Annotated in this window: 17 protein-coding genes; 8 read left to right on the top strand and 9 right to left on the bottom strand. The window is 49.7% G+C overall.

Translation table 11 applies throughout. The annotated features are described in order from the left end of the window. Positions 1-14 precede the first annotated feature (14 nt). Together pstA and CDA54_RS07970 are read right to left on the bottom strand one after the other, a co-directional pair. A complete protein-coding gene (gene pstA, locus CDA54_RS07975; RefSeq protein ID WP_099034460.1) occupies positions 15-1,592 on the bottom strand; it encodes a phosphate ABC transporter permease PstA in 1,578 nt (525 codons plus the stop codon). Further along, a complete protein-coding gene (locus CDA54_RS07970; RefSeq protein WP_099034459.1) occupies positions 1,585-3,690 on the bottom strand; it encodes an ABC transporter permease subunit in 2,106 nt (701 codons plus the stop codon). The genes pstA and CDA54_RS07970 overlap by 8 nt, the downstream gene beginning before the upstream one ends. Before the next feature lie 179 nt (positions 3,691-3,869). Here CDA54_RS07970 and CDA54_RS07965 point away from each other — a divergent pair, with 179 nt between their 5' ends. The 4 genes from CDA54_RS07965 (at position 3,870) to CDA54_RS07950 (ending at position 8,596) form a co-directional block, all read left to right on the top strand. After that, positions 3,870-4,373, top strand: coding sequence for a glycine cleavage system transcriptional repressor (locus tag CDA54_RS07965; RefSeq protein ID WP_099034497.1), 504 nt, complete (start codon positions 3,870-3,872; stop codon positions 4,371-4,373). An 85-nt stretch (positions 4,374-4,458) separates the two neighbouring features. After that, a complete protein-coding gene (ppk1, locus tag CDA54_RS07960; RefSeq protein ID WP_099034458.1) occupies positions 4,459-6,534 on the top strand; it encodes a polyphosphate kinase 1 in 2,076 nt (691 codons plus the stop codon). A gap of 4 nt (positions 6,535-6,538) precedes the next feature. Continuing rightward, the gene (gene ppx, locus CDA54_RS07955) at positions 6,539-8,068 is read left to right on the top strand and encodes an exopolyphosphatase (RefSeq protein WP_099034457.1); all 1,530 of its coding nucleotides are present in this window, start codon (positions 6,539-6,541) and stop codon (positions 8,066-8,068) included. A 255-nt stretch (positions 8,069-8,323) separates the two neighbouring features. Then, a complete protein-coding gene (locus CDA54_RS07950; protein WP_062481643.1) occupies positions 8,324-8,596 on the top strand; it encodes an HU family DNA-binding protein in 273 nt (90 codons plus the stop codon). A 69-nt stretch (positions 8,597-8,665) separates the two neighbouring features. Here CDA54_RS07950 and CDA54_RS07945 read toward each other — a convergent pair whose 3' ends face one another. Beyond that, positions 8,666-9,766 (bottom strand): PQQ-dependent sugar dehydrogenase, encoded by a 1,101-nt coding sequence (locus CDA54_RS07945; RefSeq protein WP_099034456.1) that lies wholly within the window; start codon positions 9,764-9,766, stop codon positions 8,666-8,668. A 102-nt stretch (positions 9,767-9,868) separates the two neighbouring features. On the opposite strand from CDA54_RS07945, the gene CDA54_RS07940 reads away from it, so the two are divergent. Then, the gene (locus tag CDA54_RS07940) at positions 9,869-10,321 is read left to right on the top strand and encodes a hypothetical protein (RefSeq protein ID WP_099034455.1); all 453 of its coding nucleotides are present in this window, start codon (positions 9,869-9,871) and stop codon (positions 10,319-10,321) included. A gap of 161 nt (positions 10,322-10,482) precedes the next feature. On the opposite strand, the gene CDA54_RS07935 is transcribed toward CDA54_RS07940, so the two are convergent. Continuing rightward, positions 10,483-10,797, bottom strand: a complete 315-nt coding sequence (locus CDA54_RS07935) for a hypothetical protein (protein WP_099034454.1) — start codon at positions 10,795-10,797, stop codon at positions 10,483-10,485. A 104-nt stretch (positions 10,798-10,901) separates the two neighbouring features. Between CDA54_RS07935 and CDA54_RS07930 the strand changes: the two genes are divergently transcribed. Both CDA54_RS07930 and CDA54_RS07925 read left to right on the top strand, forming a co-directional pair. Then, positions 10,902-11,939, top strand: a complete 1,038-nt coding sequence (locus CDA54_RS07930) for a sodium:calcium antiporter (RefSeq protein WP_229748117.1) — start codon at positions 10,902-10,904, stop codon at positions 11,937-11,939. Between the two features lie 86 nt (positions 11,940-12,025). Then, complete coding sequence (locus CDA54_RS07925) at positions 12,026-12,445, top strand: Dabb family protein (RefSeq protein WP_099034495.1); 420 nt, start codon at positions 12,026-12,028, stop codon at positions 12,443-12,445. A 451-nt stretch (positions 12,446-12,896) separates the two neighbouring features. On the opposite strand, the gene asnB is transcribed toward CDA54_RS07925, so the two are convergent. From asnB to CDA54_RS07905, 5 genes are all read right to left on the bottom strand, one after another. Continuing rightward, positions 12,897-14,906 (bottom strand): asparagine synthase (glutamine-hydrolyzing), encoded by a 2,010-nt coding sequence (gene asnB / locus CDA54_RS07920; protein ID WP_099034453.1) that lies wholly within the window; start codon positions 14,904-14,906, stop codon positions 12,897-12,899. Positions 14,907-14,980: 74 nt separating this feature from the next. Then, on the bottom strand, positions 14,981-16,054 hold the full coding sequence (locus tag CDA54_RS07915) for an aspartate/ornithine carbamoyltransferase family protein (protein ID WP_099034452.1): 1,074 nt from the start codon (positions 16,052-16,054) through the stop codon (positions 14,981-14,983). Next, complete coding sequence (locus CDA54_RS19940) at positions 16,048-16,170, bottom strand: hypothetical protein (protein ID WP_268235317.1); 123 nt, start codon at positions 16,168-16,170, stop codon at positions 16,048-16,050. Before CDA54_RS19940 ends, CDA54_RS07915 begins: the two co-directional genes overlap by 7 nt. Further along, positions 16,157-17,587: a sodium:solute symporter family transporter gene (locus tag CDA54_RS07910; RefSeq protein WP_099034451.1), complete on the bottom strand. Its 1,431-nt coding sequence runs from the start codon at positions 17,585-17,587 to the stop codon at positions 16,157-16,159. The genes CDA54_RS19940 and CDA54_RS07910 overlap by 14 nt, the downstream gene beginning before the upstream one ends. Then, positions 17,580-18,008, bottom strand: a complete 429-nt coding sequence (locus tag CDA54_RS07905; protein WP_099034450.1) for a hypothetical protein — start codon at positions 18,006-18,008, stop codon at positions 17,580-17,582. The genes CDA54_RS07910 and CDA54_RS07905 overlap by 8 nt, the downstream gene beginning before the upstream one ends. A 175-nt stretch (positions 18,009-18,183) precedes the next feature. Here CDA54_RS07905 and CDA54_RS07900 point away from each other — a divergent pair, with 175 nt between their 5' ends. Then, on the top strand, positions 18,184-19,449 hold the full coding sequence (locus CDA54_RS07900) for a Zn-dependent hydrolase (RefSeq protein ID WP_099034449.1): 1,266 nt from the start codon (positions 18,184-18,186) through the stop codon (positions 19,447-19,449). Positions 19,450-19,767 lie beyond the last annotated feature (318 nt).

The following is a 19,767-nucleotide window of genomic DNA, read 5'->3' as shown; positions in this document are numbered from 1 at the left end:
TGAGTTCAGTTTTCTCATCTGGACATAGCCAGATACTGACGACGTAACCGGGCCCGAACCATCACCGCTATGGTGTTCAGAGACAATACTACCAGCAGCAACAACAGACATGAGGCAAACATCATTGACGAGCCATGACCGATATTGTTGCTGTGAAAGGCACCATCATAAATCAGTACTCCCAGGTGCATAAACTGCCGCTCCAGATGCAGATAAGGAAATTCTCCGTCCACTGGCAGGCTGGGCGCAAATTTAACTGCGCCCACCAATAATAACGGTGCCACTTCCCCTGCCCCGCGGGCAATCGCCAGAATAACCCCGGTCATTATGCCGGGACTCGCCATGGGAATAACGGTACGCCAGATGGTTTCAAACTTTGTCGCGCCAAGAGCAAAGCTCGCCTGTCTGAGGGTGTTGGGTACCCGTCGCAATCCTTCTTCCGTGGCTACGATAACGACCGGCAATGTCAGCATCGCCATGGTCAGCGCAGCCCAAAAAATACCCGGTGCGCCAAAGGTAGGAGCGGGTAACTGTTCGGAAAAAAACAATTTATCGATGTTGCCACCCACCTGGTAGACAAAAAAGCCCAGGCCAAACACGCCATAAACAATAGAGGGGACACCCGCCAGATTGTTTACGCCAATACGAATGAGTGATGTCAGCATGTTAGCCGGTGCATATTCGTTCAGATAAATCGCAGCCAGCACCCCCAGAGGCGTTACAATAACCGTCATCATAAGCACCATTACCACCGTGCCGAACAAAGCCGGGAATACGCCACCTACATTATTGGCTCGTTTCGGCTTTTCACTGACAAACCGCCATATGGCTTCCAGTGCTGCGCCGGCCTTTTGTGGCCCGGATAACTGATTTAGCAAGCGATACTCTTCGATATCAGCCAGCGCCAGAGATCTGGCCGAACCATCAGCAAGCCGGACCCGTACACGATAACGATCGATATCCTTTTGTAATACGCTGATCTGCTGATTAATTTCCTGATAACGTTGCAACAGCTTTACTCTGGCCGGGGCGTCTGCTTCAACCTGGCGTCGGTCGAGTTCCGCCAGCTCTGAGTGAACAGCGGCTAATTCATTCACAGTCAGGTCCAGAATACGCTCTTGGTGCTCTGTGACCTCCCTCCATCTTGCCTCAATTTCATCAGCTGCGATGGCATGTTGATCAAAAACCACGCTTTGCAAGCTGGCGAAAAGCCGGTTACCACTGGTAAGCCGGATATCTATCAGAGACTCCGGAGTCGACAGCTCAATAAGCTGCCCCTTAGGGATCAGGTATTGCTGATCAGTGAATTGATCCAATCTGGCCTCGTTAAACAGCCAACGCGTTTCACTGCCGGTAGTAACAAAATCATCGGCCAGCAGGGTTGCGTAGATTGTCTTAACCGGCTGATCTGAAGCGTCCTCTTCTATATATGTCACCTTATACAGTGAGGGTGGCCAGAAATGCTGCGCGCCTTTAAACAACATCAGCGTGATGATGCCGCCAAGTAACAGCAGAATGATACCAACGAGGGCCGCGCTGGTGATCACCGGCAGCCCTTCTTTCTGAGCCTTAAACCATTTTCCGTCAGACATTCTGATAATGCCTCCTCAGACGGCCCCGAATCAGTTCCGCCAGCGTATTAATGACAAAGGTAAAGGCAAAAAGTAACAGGGCAGTAAAAAACAGGATACGGTAATGAATGCTGTTCACCTCGGCTTCTGGCAACTCAATGGCAATATTTGCCGTAAGGGCCCTTAACCCGGAGAACGGATCCCAGTCTGCCACCGGTGTATTACCTGTCACCATCAATACGATCATGGTCTCACCAAATGCTCGCGACAGACCCAGCATCACCGAAGAAAAGATCCCCGGATAAGCCGCCACCAGCACCACATATCTTAAGGTCTGAGCACGGGTCGCGCCGAGTGCAAAAGACGCTTGTCGCAAATGGGAAGGCACTTCATAAATAGCATCCTCGGCCAGAGAATAAATGCTGGGTACTATGGCTAAACCCAGAGCCAATGCCACCACCAGAGCATTCTTGCTGCTGTAGGTATGACTGTCTGTAAACCAGCCCTGTGGCCACAGCCATTGCTGAAGGCTGCCACCAGATTCAAATGCCAGCCAGGCAATCAGCAGTACCAGTGGCACAGCCATAATTAACTCCCAGCCAGACTGCCATTTCAGACTAAACCAACGGGATACGGGTTTTTGCAAAAATGCGCTGATAATCAGCCCCACAGGCAAGCCCCAGAGAAACAGTACAATTGCCAGCATGTGGTGCTCGACAACAGGAACAAGCCAGATAGCAGCAATAAAGCCAATTACCACTGAAGGCACCGCCTCGAGCATCTCAATACCGGGCTTAAGCCAGCTGCGCAGGCTGTCGGGTACAAAGTATGCGGTATAAATCGCGGCGCCCAGGGCCAGAGGAATGGCCACCATTAAAGCGAATAACGCTGCTTTTAGGCTACCCACCACCAGTGGAACCAGACTATATTTTGCCTGAGCGGTATCAGCAGATGTGGTGGATTGCCAGATATAATCCGGCTCTTCGTAACCGTGATACCAGACTTTTTCCCACAAAGATTCAAAGCTGACAATAGAACTGGCATGGTCGATATGCCACTGTTCAATACTGCTGTTATGATGCACAAACAGCTTATTTCCGGAAAGGAAAAATCCCCGTGCTGGCTTGTCCAGCGTGTGACGTTGGAGTATTTCACCGGTACTGCCAAGAAAGAGCAACAGTTCTTGTTCGTGGGACAGGATCACGCCAAGATCCTTGCCACTGAACATCTGCATCTGCCTGATTGAAACCTGTTCAGGCAGGGTATAAATCTGCTGATACACAAACTGGCCTTGCTGATTAAAGCTCGACCACTTCTGCACTTCGCCTCCCTCCAAGCCAATCAGTACGGCTTTATGATCCGGGAACGCGGTAACGGTCTCAATAGGCTGTTGGGTGACAATCCGTTGGCTTGAGTCCGGGCTGGTGAAAACAGCCTGATTATCTTCATACCACAACGCCGATTTGACTGAAGGCAACAACAATAAACGGCCACTTCCATCCAGCTCCTGAGTAAAGTTATCCAGCGGTCTGTCTCTCGATACCCAGTGAATGTGCCATTGCTGGTCAGACTGAATCGCCACTGTCAGCCATCGTTGTGACAACGCCACCTGCCAGTGTTGAATAACCTCTGGTAAAGCCGGTTTCACCAAAAAAGACAACTCCTGCATTCTCTCAATCCGCTGTGCCACGCGAATCAGCCGCTCCATTCTTATCAGACCATCGCCACCGAGCTGAAATAAGTAACGTTCACCGCCGTGATGCAATGCCCTGGTACTGACCTGACATGACTGCGGCAATGTCTTCAACAATTCCATATCGCTGCTGCGGGGGGCTTTCGCCTGATAAAGATTGAGCTGACAATCCTCTGCCATACTCAATACCGTGCGACCCGCGCTGACGTCTTCGAGTAAAAGCAGTTGCTCATTTTGCGGAACTGACCAGCTGTTTACTGACTTTAAAGAAGGAGTGAGTAATAAGGGAGACGTCACATATAGCAGATGCCAGATTAAAACCGCCAGCGTAACCAATACCGTCAGACCACCAACAGTGATAATACGACCCGCCATTTTGTCGCGCCAGGCGCGGCCTTTATGTGATTGCTGTTGACTCAGTTGCACGGCGTATCCACTGGAGAATAAGTCTACCCTGATAATCGGGACATTGTAGAGATCCTGCCTCTGAATTACTAACGCTTTGAAGCCGCTGGAAAATAATCATTTTTTTGTTCGCCCACACCTACAAGGTGCATTATAGTTTCACTATCAAGGTACAAAATGTTGCCAAAGAGGTAGAGTCTATGAAATCCATTGTTATCACCCTGCTGGGTAAAGACAAACCCGGCATTGTGGAAACCATCGCTAAACAGGTCAGATTGTCAGAAGGCAACTGGCTGGCCAGTAATTTTGCCCACATGGCGGGACATTTTACCGGTTTTGTGGAAATTCAGTTGCCTGAACAGAACATCGCTGCGCTGCTGGATAAACTGGACGGGATGGCGGAGCTGAATATTCGTCTGGTTGAAGGCGAATCACAGCCGGCCCAGACGATGAGAGCCAGCCTGGAAATCATGGGTAATGATAAATCGGGCATTGTGCAGGAGATCACCTCTGTACTGCATCAATTTAATATTAATATCATCAGGTTCAGTTCAAGCTGTGAAGCGGCACCCAACTGGGGAGGCCTCTTATTTAAAGCGAATATTGATATCGCGTACCCTGAAGGTTTCGATATTGCTCCTTTAAGTCTGGCACTGGAACAGATTGCCAACGATCTGGTGGTGGACATTGACTGGCAGGATTAGCGCCGTCTCTGTCATAAAAGCTTCATCCTGGCGAGGAACAGTTGTTGTTAAACTCTCGCCAATTTTTCCCGGCCATTTCAAATAGATGAGTATTACGACACTGCCTTACTATCCGAAAGAACTTAGCTGGCTGGCGTTCAACCAGCGGGTACTGCAAGAAGCCGCAGATAAGCGCAATCCTATTGTCGAGCGTATCCGTTTTCTAGGCATCTATTCAAATAATATGGATGAGTTCTACCGGGTGCGGGTCGCCGATGTTAAACGCCAGATATACATCCATCTGAACGATAAGAACCTGGCAGCTGCAGAGCAGACTAAAGCCCTGATGGACAAAATCCAGGAACGGGTTTTAGTCATGACCGAGGAATTCGAAAAAATCCATGCTGAAGTGGTGGCGCGCCTGGCCAGGTACCATATATACCTGATCACCCAGGATCAGCTGGATGCGTATCAGGTGAACTGGCTACAGAGCTACTTTCAGAACAAGATCCTGCGTTATATCGCCCCGGTACTGATCAACAACAGGGTCAAGCTGGTAGAGCGGCTCAACGACGCCGCAACCTATCTGTTCGTCGCAATCCGCAAGGCAGATAAGAAGACCGAATATGCGCTGTTGGAAGTCCCCACCGATTATACCTCCCGGTTTGTGCAGATTCCGCCGCAAAAAAGCCGTAAAAAGAAGTACATCATTCTGTTAGACGACATTATCACTCTGTGTCTTGAGCAGATTTTTCGTGGCTTTATCGAATTTGACCAGCTCGAAGCCTACTCCTTTAAAATGACCCGGGATGCTGAATATTCCATCAATGACGAAATTGATGAAAGTTATGTAGAGAAGATGTCAGAAAGCATGAAACAACGCATGATTGCAGAGCCGGTGCGTTTTATTTATGACGGTGATATGCCTGACGACATGCTCAACTTCCTCAGGAAACAGCTCAGCATTTCTTCTTACGACAGCCTGATTGCCAGCGGCCCTTATCGCAATTTCAAAGACTTTATCGGCTTCCCGAATATTGGTCGCGCCTATCTGGAAAACCCTTTACTGCCGGCTATCAATACCCGTTATTTTGCCGATCATTTTACTGCCTTCGATGCCATTCGCCAGGGTGACATACTGCTGTACTATCCCTATCACCGCTTTTTGCATCTGACCGAATTTGTGCGTCAGGCCGCCTTCGATCCCAGCGTTAAACATATTCGCCTGAATATTTACCGGGTGGCAAACAAGTCCCGCATCATCAATTCCCTGATCGATGCTGTAAACAATGGTAAGCAGGTTACCGTGGTGGTAGAACTGCGTGCCCGTTTTGACGAAAAAGCCAATATCGAGTGGTCAAAAACCATGACCGATGCAGGTGTTAAGGTATTGCTCGGACTGCCAACCCTGAAAGTGCATTCCAAACTCTGTGTCATCAGTCGCGAAGAAGACGCAGAACTGATCCATTACGCGCACTTCGGCACCGGTAACTTCAACGAAAAAACAGCTAAAATTTACACTGATTTCAGTCTCTTTACCCGGGATCAGGAACTGGCCCTTGAGGCCATTGAAGTGTTTGATTTTATTCAGTACCCCTATCGCCGCTTTAAGTTCCAGCATCTGCAGGTCTCTCCTATTAACGCGCGTACCCGCCTGCAAATGCATATCCGTCAGGAAACTCAGAATGCCAAGGAAGGAATAAAGGCTCAGATCCTGCTGAAAATTAATAATCTGGTAGACATCGCCCTGATTGACGATCTGTATCGTGCAAGCCAGGCTGGCGTGAAAGTCAGGGCCATTATTCGCGGCATGTGTTCTTTAATACCCGGTATCAAAGGGCTGAGTGAGAACATCTATATCACCAGTATCGTCGATCGCTTCCTTGAACACCCCAGGGTGATGGTGTTTGAAAACGGCGGTGACCAGAAGGTCTTTATTTCCTCTGCTGACTGGATGACCCGTAACATGGACAACCGCATTGAAGTAGGCTGCCCTATCAATGACCCGGTGTTAAAAAAGCGCATTATGGATATTCTCAACATTCAGTTTAAAGATACCATCAAGGCCAGAGTCATTGATGCCGAACAAACCAACAAATATGTTCGCCGGGGCAACCGGAAAAAGTTGCGTTCACAGGTAGAGATATACCATTATCTGAAAGCACTCGAAGACAACAGATAAATTAATGAACCAACTCGATACAGCGTTCAACGATATAGAAGTCAGGGACACAACCCATGTGGCCGCGCTGGATCTCGGTTCAAACAGCTTTCACCTGATTGTGGCGCGCATAAATGCAGGTAGTGTGCAGATCCTGCATAAAGTTAAGCAAAAAGTCAGGCTGGCGGAAGGCCTTGATGAAAAAGATATCCTCAGCCACGAAGCCATGGACAGAGGCATAGAAACTCTGCAGCAATTTGCCGACAGTCTGCGCGGCTTTAATCCTGACTCGGTGCGTATCGTTGCAACGCATACCCTGCGCCAGGCCCGCAACGCTAATGTATTTATCAAAGCGGCACGCAAGGTTCTGGCTTATCCCGTTGAGATTATCGCCGGCATTGAAGAAGCCCGGCTGATCTATCAGGGTGTGGCCCATACCAGTGAAAACAGCGGCAAACGACTGGTAATGGATATTGGTGGTGGCAGCACTGAGTTTATTATCGGGGAAGGTTTTACACCTCTGTTATTGCGTAGTTTGCAGATGGGCTGTGTAAATTATACGCAGCGATACTTCACCCGTTCCGAACTCAGACCCAAAGCCTTTCATAAAGCCAGGCTGGCGGCAGGCCAGGAGCTGGAGATGATTCAGCGCCGCTTTCGCAAACTGGCATGGGACCAGTGCATCGGCACGTCAGGAACCATCAAGACCATAGTCAGTATTGCCGAAGAGATTGATCCACAAGCCAAACCTGGCACTGTGAACCTCAGCCAGATAGAGACAATCATCAAACGTTGCTGTGAGGCTGGCCAATACTCACTTCTGCCCTTTAAAAGCTTAAGCGAAGAACGCGCCCCGGTATTTGCCGCTGGCCTGGCCATTCTGGCTGCCAGTTTTGATAGCCTGAATATAACAGAGCTGGTCTTTTCACCTTCAGCCCTGCGCGAGGGGGTCATCTATGAAATGGAGGACCGCCTGGAACATGATGATATTCGCGAGCGCACCGCCGATAGTCTTGCCACCCGCTATGATGTGGATACTGACCATGCCAGGCGGGTATTGCAGACCACACTGGAAATTTATCAGCAGGTTGCGTCAGATTGGTGCCTGCAGACGACAGAATTACAACAATTACTGGGCTGGGCTGCACTGCTCCATGAAGTCGGATTACAAATCAACTCACGCCGGGTACAGCATCATTCCGGATACATACTGCAAAATGCTGAACTGCCCGGCTTTAACCAGCAACAGCAGGATCTGCTCGCCACTCTGGTGCGTTTTCACCGCAAAAAAGTTCGCACTAATGAGTTACCGGAGTTTATTGAATACAGCAACGAACAGGTACTGAAGCTGATTTGTATCCTGCAACTTGGCGTGCTTTTAAATATTCGACGCCAGGATGATTTTTTACCCGAAATTAGTGCACAAGCGAAACAAGATAAGTTAATACTGGAATTTGACCAGCACTGGTTACAGAATTCTCCGCTGGTCCTGGCCGACCTCGAGCTTGAAGCAGAGTACATGCGGGGTTGCGGGATTCGTCTGGTTGTGCGTTAATGATGATTGCTGCTCTTTCAGGGCAGCGCAGTATAACCATTAATCAAATTATCACAGCCTGAGCCGCAATCGCGTTTTGTCAGATGTGATAACAGATAGGGTGTGATATAAAGACTGTGCCAGGTGCACGCGGGTAATGTATGTTTTTTGGTAACTCCGAGTACCGTCATATACCCGGCAGCCGTCGCTAAAATAATGAGTTTGGAGTAGCTTAGCTTCTGCTCACTATCAACGTAAAACAAAAGGAAGCATTCAATGAATAAAACTGATCTTATTAACCGTATCGCAGAAAGCGCTGATGTATCTAAAGCGTCAGCTGGCCGTGTTGTTGACGCCTTCACTGGCGCAGTAACAGAAGCCCTGGCCAGTGGTGACGAAGTCGCTATCCTGGGTTTTGGTACCTTTAAAATCTCCGAACGCGCCGCCCGTACCGGCCGTAACCCACAAACTGGTGCGACTATTCAGATCGCTGCCTCCAAGCTGCCTTCTTTCAAAGCAGGTAAAGCACTGAAAGACGCCTGTAACTAAGGTTTCTGATGCAGGGGCTCAGCGCTCTCTCATACCCGGTATGTGAAAGTGCGCGCCCCTGATATTCTCTCAATCCCGTATCACTTTCAGTAAGCGTCCCGATTCTTCATCCGTTAACAGATAAATCGCACCATCACTTGCCAGTGCAATATCCCGTAACCTCACATCCAGTTCAGTAAACAGGCTTTGTTGTTCTCGCACTTCGATACCACCAAGTACAACCCGTCGCACTTCCTTTGATTTAAGTGTTGTTGACAGCAGGTTGCCGTCCAGTTCAGGAAACATGGCTCTGCGATAAACCACCAATGCGGAGGGTGCAATGGAAGGCGTCCAGTCTACCAGCGGCTGTATCATTCCCGGATATTCGGTAAAAGGGCTGATATTGGCGCCGGAGTAATCCTTTCCATACGTGATCACCGGCCAGCCATAATTACGCCCAGGACGAATAATATTGATCTCATCTCCACCGGCGGGGCCATGCTCGTTAGAAAACAGCAACGTTTTGAAGGGGTCCCAGGCCAGCCCCTGAGCATTGCGATGACCGAGACTGTACACCCCTTCTGCCGCGCCTTCAATTTGCGGATTATCTGCCGGAATACTGCCATCATCATTTAAACGAATTAACTTACCCAGATGACTGGCAGGATTCTGCGCCTGTTCACGATAATCAAAGCCGTCACCACTGCTGAGTACCAGGGTATTGTCGTCCATAAAAACAAGCCGGCCACCATAATGCACAGGTGTCGCTTTGACTGGCTCAGCACTGAACAAAATCTGCTGGTCTGTCAGTGTATCGTCCTCAAGCCGCGCGCGCATGAGGCGCAGTTGATTGGCCTCATCACTGCCGTGGGCGTAGGTGAGATATATCCAGCCGGTGGCATTGTATTGAGGGTGCAGAATAATATCCATTAACCCGCCCTGGCTCTTATAATAAACCTGAGGTACCCCCTGAATTGGCGGTGAAATTTTTCCATCCTGAATGCGTCGCAGCTGGCCCGGTTTCTCTGTAACCAGCACGCTGCCATCAGGCAATTCCACCGTCGCCCATGGATAATGTAACCCGGAGGCCAGCGTCTGAATCTCATAGTCGCCGAAGTCCGCCTCATTAGCTGACACAGCAGCAGTCCAGCTTAAGGCAAGCAACAGTATCAATCGTTTGATCAGTAACATAGATATTCCTCAGCGTTTTCAGACAGTGTGTTAATTATTCACCAACTATGCAATTATTTGTTTTACTTAGATTTTAGGCCGAATGCTTAAAGAGTACACCTAATGGAAAAATTTGCCCGATTGACGCTTCGCTTTATTCTCGCCTGGCTGACAACCTTTACCTTTGCCAGTATCGCCCACAGTCAGATGGTGCTATCTGGTCTGGAACAACAGGGTATTGTCATTCCCCCTTTTGAACGCCTGCAAATGACGCTGAGTGACTGGTGGGGATTATTACCAGGCTATGGCGCCGTTATCGCCGTGGGAATGCTGATTGCGTTGTGTTTTGGCGGATGGGTATGCAAAAAAACCGGCACCCCGGGAGGACTGCTTTATCCCGTAGCAGGCGCATTGGCTATGCTCAGTATTGTGATGGCAATGCAGCCGATTATGGACATCACCCTGATTGCCGGAGCCAGAAGCAATACCGGTCTGGCGTTACAGGCACTGTCCGGATTGATTGGCGGATGGGCATTTTACGCGCTGCGTAAAAAACCCAAACTGCATTTTGACTGACTCTACGCTGTGTTGCCCCTGTAGAGCCCAATCTAATGGACCGCCTCAGGATATTTGTCGAATAAATTCAACCCTACACGGGGCCCAATTTATTGGGCCAGGCTGGCGGTGCTTCTGGTATTTTTTTGTGTCATTTAATGCCTTTCGTGCTTGAAAAACCTTTAGCCAAAACGCTTGGGATCAGTTTGCTGAAGAAATTCCTCAGACAATTCGGCTAACAATGATTCATCTGCCAGACCTCTGGCCCGCATTGCAATAAGCTGGCACCACGCATTATTTCTGCTGTGGCCGTCAAATATCCGCGCCATCTCTTTATTTCGATCCTGCACCTGTGTATAGAGCTGAAGGTAACGGTTATGAATATGCTCTTCGCTGTTCGATATAATCTGCCCGAACTCTTCCAGCGTCTCAGTGCAGAATCGTTCAATGGCTTTTTCTTTGATTATTTTAAACTTTTTCCAGTCACTTTCTTTCATATACTTTTCTCTGCTGCCCTAGAGCGCCATACAAATACTACTGAGTGTATTATATTACGGTCAGTAGAAATGAGATAATACTCAGTAAGATAAGGAGCGCATAGTTGCTGAATCCCGAAAACTGGACCTTAATGCAGGCATTGCTGGTATTCTCATCCTGCGCGTTAGTCATTGCGGTGGCGGGTACCCGCATTACACTGATTGTTGATCAGTTGGCCGATCGTACCGGAATTGGCGAAGCTGCTGCGGGTGCGGTATTGCTTGGCGCGGCTACATCCATTGGTGGCTCGGTGCTGTCGGTGACCGCAGCCTGGAATGGCAATGCAGAACTGGCTGTCAGTAATGCCCTTGGCGGCATCGCCGTGCAGACCTTCTTCCTCGCAGTTGCCGACATGGTTTATCGGCGTGCCAACCTGGAGCATGCCGCCGCGTCAGTGCCCAACATGATACAAAACGCCTTGCTGATTACGCTGCTGGCGTTAATTATGATCGCACCACTACTGCCAGATGTAACCTTTTGGGGCGTACATCCGGTCACCCCTGTGCTTTTTATTGCATATATGTATGGTATCCATCTGTCACAGAGTGCTCATATCTCACCAATGTGGGCCCCCACCAGAACACGGGAAACACGGGAAGACCAACCAGACGATACCAGCCAGATGTCCTCCATGGGTCGACTCTGGGCTGAATTTACATTGTTGTTTGTAATTCTCGGCGTGGCAGGCTGGACCTTAGAACCTTCGGCGACGGTTATCGCCTCCCAGACAGGATTGACCCAGACCATTGTCGGGGTAATGCTTACCGCGATCAGCACGTCCATACCTGAACTGGTGACCTCAATTGCTGCGGTAAGACGGGGCGCTCTCACCCTGGCAGTGGGCGGTATTATTGGCGGCAACGCCTTCGATACCCTGTTCACTGCCGCTTCAGACATCTCCTATCGCAAAGGCTCTATTTACCACACCATGACCGACGACACGCTCTTCTGGGCGGGCCTGACGTTATTAATGTCTGGCATTCTGATGATGGGGCTGATCCGCCGAGAGCGCCAGGGCCCGGGGCGCATTGGCGTGGAGAGCGTATTGCTTATACTGCTTTATCTTGGCGGAGCATGGCTGCTGATAGACCAGAATTTGTAATATTTGCCCGGAATCAGTGGGCAATTATCTATGCGGATTGGTATAACTCTGGTAACTTGAAAGCAGGTTTCAATCAGGAGCATCTCATGGCCGATACTTCCCGCCGACGTTTTCTTTCCACTACTGCAGTGTTGGGCGCGGCCTCGCTGCTGTCAGGCAAAGCAAAAGCAGGTGCGCAACAAATATGTAGCCAGTTACCTAAACTGACTCATCAGGTATTTTTCTGGCTTAAGAATCCAGATTCGATTGAGGATCGCGATAAGCTGGTTGAGGGGCTCAACGACCTGCGCCGGATTGAAAGTATACGCGGTTTACAGATCGGCGTTCCGGCTTCTACCGAAAAGCGAGAAGTGGTGGATAACAGCTATCAGGTTTCAGAGACCATGTTTTTTGACAATACAGAGGGGCAAAATAGTTATCAGGTTCATCCCCTGCATCAGGAGTTTGTCGAACAATACTCCCATCTGTGGGCTAAGGTTGTAGTGTACGACTCCATTACCCTTTAAGCGTTGGCTGTCGGCAAAAGAGAACGGGGTGAGGCGCACAACAAAGCGCTAAAGAGGCTCGATATCAAATAACCTCTTTCCTGCTGCAAGAGCTAAAAGCATTTATCTCGCAGAGGCGCTAAGGCGCAAAGAAAGATGCTTGTGGTATTCTTTCGTGTCTTTTCGTGCCTTTCGTGGTTGAATGCTTTTTACCACTAACCACATAAAAAACGCGAGCGGGGTTCATCTCGCGCACAGACGCTAGGGCTTTGCTATTATTTGATAAAGTGTATCTATACGCTTGTTAATTCGTTTACTTTCTCCGTATATTTCAGCGCTAAGTACCTTCTCTGCGGTACCCAACCCTGCGCCTTAGCGCCTCTGCGAGACAATCTTTAAATACCCGCGTGTTTTGATGATCAGGCCGAGAACCCGGCTGGGTATCGGCCTGTCCACAATTGCCTTAGAAAACCTAAACTACCCAGCCTAATTCCTGCGCCTTATCATGGGCCAGTTGAGGAAGATCCTGCTCGATAAAGTGATGATGTAACAGCATCACACCGAGCACATGGTTAAGTACAGCGTCAATTTGTACCTTGTCGGCCGGGTCGGTATCACGGCTCTCCTGTTTTCGCATCAGGGTCTGCACATAATCCGCATCGATAAAGCCAGCCTTTTCCAGCTTTTCTTTTGAAGCATAACGTTCAAACAGGCCTTTGAGCTTTTGCCACTTTTTATCGTCGGTATGTGCCGGCGGCGCCATAAAGGCAAATTTCTGGCGCTCATACAACACCGTAGGCAATAAGCCTTTCATGGCTTCGCGTAATACGTATTTTTCCTTGCTGCCCTTAATGCGCATTTCAGGGGGAATGGTGGCCGCAAACTCAGCCAGATGGTGATCCAGAAACGGCGGTCTTGCTTCCATAGAGTTAGCCATATCCACTCTGTCTCCGCCCCAGGTAAGAATCTGCCCTTCCAGCATGGTTTTAATCCACACATACTGCGCCTTGTCCAATGGATGGCGATCAGTCAGAAAATCCTCGTCCAGTCTGTCGGCAATCGCCTCGCCCGGCTCGTAATCTGCCAGCTCTTCACGAATTTCCGGCGTCAACAGATTACGGGCCAGCTCAGAACAGCCCAGCCAGGGTTGCAGACAACTGGGGGTAAAGCCGACTTTGGCATTAATCTTCTCAGACACATATTCGTCTTTAGGTAACATCGCACCCTGGAACAGTTTGTTCGATTCGGCCAGAGTTTGCTGCCATTCTGCCGCCTGCTCGGCATTCAGCCCTTCCATACCATGCAGGAACATGTCTTTTCTGAAAGCCGGATAACCCGCAAAGAGTTCATCAGACCCCTCGCCTGTCAACACCACTTTGTAGTCATTGTGGGTCACATGCTGGCTCATCATCAGCTTGGCAACCGCCAGTGTATTGTAGATGGTTCGTTCAGTGTGCCAGATGGTGCGGGAGAAATTGTCATACAACAACTCCGCATTAAGTTTCAGGATATCCTGTTCGGCGCCCGTGGCGCGGGCCATTTCAGTGGCGATACTGGCTTCATCATATTCATCGTTATCGAAACTGATGGTAAAGGCGCGAATGGGATCCTGCGCCGCGGCCGATGCCAGGCCAAGAATGGAACAGGAATCAATGCCCCCCGAAAGATAGCACCCTACCGGCACATCCGCAGTAAGGCGAAGTTGAACGGCCTCTAACAGCTGGTCACGAACGCCTTTAATGTAATAATCATCGTCCATACGCGGGCGCTGTTCAGGGGTGGGGAAATCCATATCCCAGTATTTGGTTTTCTCGATATTGAACTTGCCATCTTTACGGGTAATTTTGAGCATGTAACCCGGTTCAACCTGATGCACACCCTTAAAAGCCGTAGTACCCGGCACCATCACCTGAATAAGCTGATGAAACAAACCGTGACTGTCAAATTCTGCGTTCACTTCAGGATGGGCCAGTACCGTTTTCACCTCAGAGCCAAACACAATATGGTTATTAGTTTGGGTCCAGTACAGCGGCTTAATGCCGAAGCGATCTCTGACCAGGTACAGTGCGTCCTGCTGCTCATCATACAAAGAAAAGGCAAACTCACCGCGCAGGTGTTTCAGGGTTTCATCCATCCCCTCTCGCAGGTACAGATGGGGTACAATTTCTGAATCACTTTTAGTTTCGAAATATTCGCCTTCCGCTGTCAGCTCACCGCGCAGGCGCTGATAATCATAAAATTCACCATTGTGGGCGAAAATCACCCTGCCACCATGCAGGAAAAAGGGTTGACGGCCACGGCTTTCGTTCAGGTCAATAATCGACAAACGGGCATGGCTGAACCCAACCCCCACTTCCTTAGGGTTACAATATCCGTAATTGTCCGGCCCTCTGTGATGCATTATAGCCGCCATATTGACCAGTATTTGTGAATCTATTTCACGCTCAGGGGTGTTGGCAAAGATGCCAGCTATTCCGCACATAAATACTCCTAAGTTGTCAGTTTTCAGTCATACGTTATCAGCAAGGATGTTCTGCTTTGTGATAGCTGAAAACCTTAAATCACGTCCAGCACCCGCTCGGCCCGCTGTACAAGACAAGTCAGCAAAGCCATTCTTAAAAACACGGCGCCCCTTGCCTGTGAGAAATACCAGTTGTGGCTTGTGCCATCGAGACTGGTGCACAGTTCTTCACCACGCGCCAGGGGATGCAACACAATGGCGTTTTCTTTCAATGGCGATTTGGCATCAATATGAAATACCTTGCCATATTCCTTAAACGAGTTGTCCTCCCAGGAGATGGCATTGATGTATACCACATCGGCCTCGGGCAATACCTTGTCCAGGTCACCGGCGGTATGAATTTTCAATCCAGACTCTTCGAGTTGTTCAAGTTGCCCCGGTGCAAACATTTCTTCACGACTGAAATCATTCACAATAGTGACAGAGGCAAACACTTCCGGGAAATCACACAGCAGCTTTAACAAGCTGCGCACGGTACGCATTTTTGATGGCAACCCAACCAGGCACAAGTTGAGCGGTTCGCCCGGATTATCTGTAACCAGATCCGGCCGCCACTTGAAGATGGTATACAAGTCAGCCAGCGCCTGCGTAGGGTGCTCATCAATCCCGTTCCCGGCATTTATAATGGGAATGCGCAAGGCATTCATCATTTCTTTTACTGAACCTTCCTGTGAATCACGCAGTACCACACAGTCGCCATAGTTATTAAACATTTCCGCTACATCACCGAGGGATTCACCCTTGGCAATACCGGTGGTTGACCTGTCGGTAATTGACATAATATCGCCACCAAGACGATGCCACGCACTCTCAAAGGACAGACGGGTACGTGTACTGGGCTCGTAAAAAGCAGAGATCAGTATCTGGCCATTCAGCGAGGTACTGAAACGCCCCGGATTAGCTTCATACTTAGCCGCCAGCCGGAACAACTGCAGCAGCGTTCCCCGATCAAACTGGTCAGACGAAAATATATGCTGATCTGAAAGCTTGGCCAGATTGTCACCATCTTCTTCAATAGCCCGCAATAATTTTTTGGGGTGCGCATCACCTCTTACATCAGGTCGGGTTCGCTCGAACTGAACTACCTGTTCGATTTTGGGATCTACCATAACGACTTATCCTTCAGATCGCGCTTATACAGCAGCAATAAAATAATCGGAGCCAGTGCAGCGCCAGCGCATGCCACTAACACCAGTAAGGTTAATAACGTCTCACTCAGGTACATTGTCAGGCTCCTTAAAGGTTTGCCAGTCGAACTTACCGGGGGCAAGCCACAAACCGAGCAAACATACGGCCAAAGACATCAGGCAGGCACTTATCGCCGCCACATAAAAACCAATAACAAAGTAAAGCACGAGACCGGTAATAGTGCCTAATGCCATAGCTGCGGTCGCAAACCGACCGGTCAGGCCCGGGTGATACAGGCCAAAGACAATAGGCCAGATAGCCGAAGCCACAAAGGCACCGGTGAAGTTGAGTAAGGCCCCCAGGGTCGCCACCTTGGGCAGACATAATAACCAGGTCAATACCCCTAACCCGATAACAATGCGTTTGCTGGCTTTGAGCAGAGTATCGCTGTCTGCCCTGGGATTAATAAGGCGTTTATAGCCATCCTGAGTAATGAGATCCGAGGTGGCGGCCAGTAACGAGTCCATACTTGATGCCAGTGCAGAAAACACCACCACAAACACGAATATGGCGCCAATACTACCCAATAGCTTCGCCGCTACCAGCGGGCCCACCATATCGGCACTGGGTGGAATAATACCCAATGACAAAGCTGCCAGCGCCACAAAGCCGGTCACAATCGGGATCGGCAGCCACAGTAAACCACCCAACAAAAAGGCCCGTTTACCCACACCGGTTTTAAATGCAAAGGCCCGCGACCACCAGACATTGGAATGAAATATCTCGCCAATTCCAAAAAAGATATTGTTAAACAGGAACATAATGGCGGCAGGAAAAGCTACATTAAGCAATTCTGGTTGGAAATCGCTCACTTGCTGGTGAATTTCTCCAATGCCTACCGTATCAATACACACCCAGGCAATGATGACCACGCCGGTCAGAATCAGAATGGACTGCACGAAATCGGTAGCAATAACAGCCTTGAGGCCTCCCAAAAGAGTGTAAAGCACGCAGATAATGAGGATGGCAGACATGCCGGTGTGATAGCTCAGGTCACTTAACGAAGATAAGAGAATCCCACCTGCCATGCCCAGGCTGACAAGCCAGCCCATGGCATAAAATACCGAGATAATCATAAACATCGCCCAGGCACTTTTACCATAACGGGTGCGGATAAAGTCTCCACTGGTAAAGCCATGGGGCATCAACGATTTGATCCGCTGGGCCATGGGCGCGAAGAGTATCAGGCCCAGTGCCGCCATGCTGTAGCCGATCATTCCCCAGATGCCAAACTGATAAGCCAGCTGTGGGGCCACTAACGTGGTATTACTGGTGATCCAGGTGGCCATGGCGGTCGCTGTAGCAAACGCGAAGCCGACATTACGTCCGGCCAGGGCGTAATCGTCAATACTGCGGTTATCACGCCCCAGGTACCAGCCAAACGCCACCCATAACACACCGAAACCTACCAGTATCGCCAGTGCCAGCGACCAGTCTAATTGCGCTTCAATCATGCTCGATGCCCTCGCGATTAAACCGCAGTAGCAGAATCGCCAGTAACAGAAACGCGGCCAGACCAACAACAAATAACACCAGCGCCTGAGTCAGAGACCGATGTCTGATTTCAATTTCAGCGATTAACTGTGGCGGATTCTTGCCTGAACTGTCTGTTATCCGGGCCTGGTAATGCCCGTCAGCGAAACCAGACAGTGTTGCCTGCTGCTGCCCACTGATGTCAAAGCGCTGGGCGTTGTTAAATTCCGCGCTCTGAGTACTCTGATTCAGTTCAACGATTTCCAGACCATCATAGGTTTTTCGATCTTCAGGCAGTTCCAATACAAAATATCCCTCGCGGGATTCTATTTGCTGCACGGCGAAGGCCGGCAACATGGTTATACTTACTAACACTAAAGCCAGCTTAAGGATCCTGCCCATGCTGCGCCCCTCTGTAATAAGTGCATGATCCCATTCAAATATCCAAACTACCTCGTGTGAACAGATATCCGGATGGATTGTCATAACATGCTAACATTGTTAACACGCTATACAAAAATCACCCGGGCGACAACCATCACAGGAACTCCCGCACAGTTTTTAAACAGGAGGCTTTATGCAACAGGACATTTCCGTGCAACTAACGAGACTTCAGAATGATCTGCTGGAACTCTCTCATATAGGTTATGACCCTGAAAGCAAAGGCGTATTCCGCCTCGGATTCAGCGAAGCTGACATGGAAGCCCGACGCTGGCTGATTAAAAAATTTGAGGACGAAGGGTTCAGTGCGCATATGGATCAGGCCGGCAATATTATTGGCAAGATGAAGGCCGGACAAACAGGGCCGGTGGTCGCCATGGGTTCGCATATTGATTCTGTTCCGGCAGGTGGCATGTTTGACGGTACGCTGGGCGTGCTGGCCGGGCTCGAGTGCATGCGGGTGATCCGCGATGCCGGCCTGGAATGTGAATTCCCGCTGGAAGTTTATGCCTTTGCAGAGGAAGAGGGACGATTTGGTGGCATGATGGGGGTACAGGCGATTGTAGGTGAGCTGAATCCTCACTGGCTGGAAAATGCTCATGATGCCACCCATGTTTTTCTCAAAGACGAAATGCAGCGAGCCGGCCTGAAAGCTTTTGAAGCCCTTGATGCCCGTGTTGATCCGAAACACTTTCACGCCTTTCTGGAGCTGCACATCGAACAGGGCCCTGTGCTCGAACGGATCAAGAAACCCATCGGCGTCGTAGAAGCCATTTCCGGCGTGTACAAATGGCTGGTCAGACTAATTGGCGAAGCCAACCACGCCGGAACCGCACCGATGGATATGCGCAGCGATGCGTTTATGGGGCTGGCAGATTTTGCCCATGAAATTCCCCGCATCATTGACGAAGATGGATCGGACAAGAGCCGTCTGACCGTAGGCCGTGTAGAACTCAAACCCGGTTACGCACACACTGTACCCGGTGAAGCAGAGTTTACTCTGGTTGGCCGGGATACCGACCCACAGACCATGCGCAACCTGGCGGACTCATGTCGCCGCGTATTGTCAGCTATAGCTCGCAAACACAATCTGATGTTTGAGTTTGAACAAATGAGCTGGCTTGAACCACAGGCGATGTCCGACAAGGTGATTAAGAGCTTTTGCAATCAGGCAGAGAAACTGGGCCTGAATTATGAAGTGATGCCCAGCGGTGCGGGGCATGATGCCCAATACATGGCGAAGATCACCCCCACTGGAATGATTTTTGTTCCCAGCGTTGCCGGTATCAGTCACTCCCCCGATGAATGGACCCATTGGCAGGATGTGGAAACCGGCGCCAACCTGTTACTGCAAACTGCTCTGGAATATGCCATGGGTAGAGGACAGAAGACTGAAGACTGAAGATAGCTTTATATTCACGGTGAACAGCTCAAACCTCTGTGCCCTCCGTGTCTCTGTGGTGAATAGCTCTTTTCATGTCTTTCGTGTGGTTTGTGGTTTGTGGTTTGTGGTTTGTGGTTAAAAGATTTCACCGCAGAGCCACAGAGGATATAAGGGTAATATTTTTCTTATCTCCACGCTCCCGGCGTCTCAGAGACTATGAGTTTTGAGCTGAGAGCTTTTAGCTGTCGGAATAAATTCCGATCTACAACCTGCGCAAAAAGCCCTTTGCATTGCAGCGGTTAAACTGCTTATACTGATAGACAACATCTTGTCGGA

This window comes from Lacimicrobium alkaliphilum (assembly GCF_002591895.1).
Classification (GTDB): domain Bacteria; phylum Pseudomonadota; class Gammaproteobacteria; order Enterobacterales; family Alteromonadaceae; genus Lacimicrobium; species Lacimicrobium alkaliphilum.
The sequence above is the reverse complement of the archived record's forward strand: the minus strand, read 5'-3'. Positions and strand labels throughout refer to the sequence as shown.

What these genes read in the sequence shown, in the direction of transcription:
- CDA54_RS07965 (WP_099034497.1), top strand. Translation starts at nt 3,870, where the DNA reads ATGAAATCCATTGTTATCACCCTGCTGGGTAAAGACAAACCCGGCATT.
- CDA54_RS07905 (WP_099034450.1), bottom strand. Translation starts at nt 18,008, where the DNA reads ATGGGCAGGATCCTTAAGCTGGCTTTAGTGTTAGTAAGTATAACCATG.
- CDA54_RS07935 (WP_099034454.1), bottom strand. Translation starts at nt 10,797, where the DNA reads ATGAAAGAAAGTGACTGGAAAAAGTTTAAAATAATCAAAGAAAAAGCC.
- CDA54_RS07945 (WP_099034456.1), bottom strand. Translation starts at nt 9,766, where the DNA reads ATGTTACTGATCAAACGATTGATACTGTTGCTTGCCTTAAGCTGGACT.
- pstA (WP_099034460.1), bottom strand. Translation starts at nt 1,592, where the DNA reads ATGTCTGACGGAAAATGGTTTAAGGCTCAGAAAGAAGGGCTGCCGGTG.
- CDA54_RS07950 (WP_062481643.1), top strand. Translation starts at nt 8,324, where the DNA reads ATGAATAAAACTGATCTTATTAACCGTATCGCAGAAAGCGCTGATGTA.
- CDA54_RS07925 (WP_099034495.1), top strand. Translation starts at nt 12,026, where the DNA reads ATGGCCGATACTTCCCGCCGACGTTTTCTTTCCACTACTGCAGTGTTG.
- CDA54_RS07910 (WP_099034451.1), bottom strand. Translation starts at nt 17,587, where the DNA reads ATGATTGAAGCGCAATTAGACTGGTCGCTGGCACTGGCGATACTGGTA.
- CDA54_RS07900 (WP_099034449.1), top strand. Translation starts at nt 18,184, where the DNA reads ATGCAACAGGACATTTCCGTGCAACTAACGAGACTTCAGAATGATCTG.
- ppx (WP_099034457.1), top strand. Translation starts at nt 6,539, where the DNA reads ATGAACCAACTCGATACAGCGTTCAACGATATAGAAGTCAGGGACACA.
- CDA54_RS07940 (WP_099034455.1), top strand. Translation starts at nt 9,869, where the DNA reads ATGGAAAAATTTGCCCGATTGACGCTTCGCTTTATTCTCGCCTGGCTG.
- ppk1 (WP_099034458.1), top strand. Translation starts at nt 4,459, where the DNA reads ATGAGTATTACGACACTGCCTTACTATCCGAAAGAACTTAGCTGGCTG.
- asnB (WP_099034453.1), bottom strand. Translation starts at nt 14,906, where the DNA reads ATGTGCGGAATAGCTGGCATCTTTGCCAACACCCCTGAGCGTGAAATA.
- CDA54_RS19940 (WP_268235317.1), bottom strand. Translation starts at nt 16,170, where the DNA reads ATGTACCTGAGTGAGACGTTATTAACCTTACTGGTGTTAGTGGCATGC.
- CDA54_RS07915 (WP_099034452.1), bottom strand. Translation starts at nt 16,054, where the DNA reads ATGGTAGATCCCAAAATCGAACAGGTAGTTCAGTTCGAGCGAACCCGA.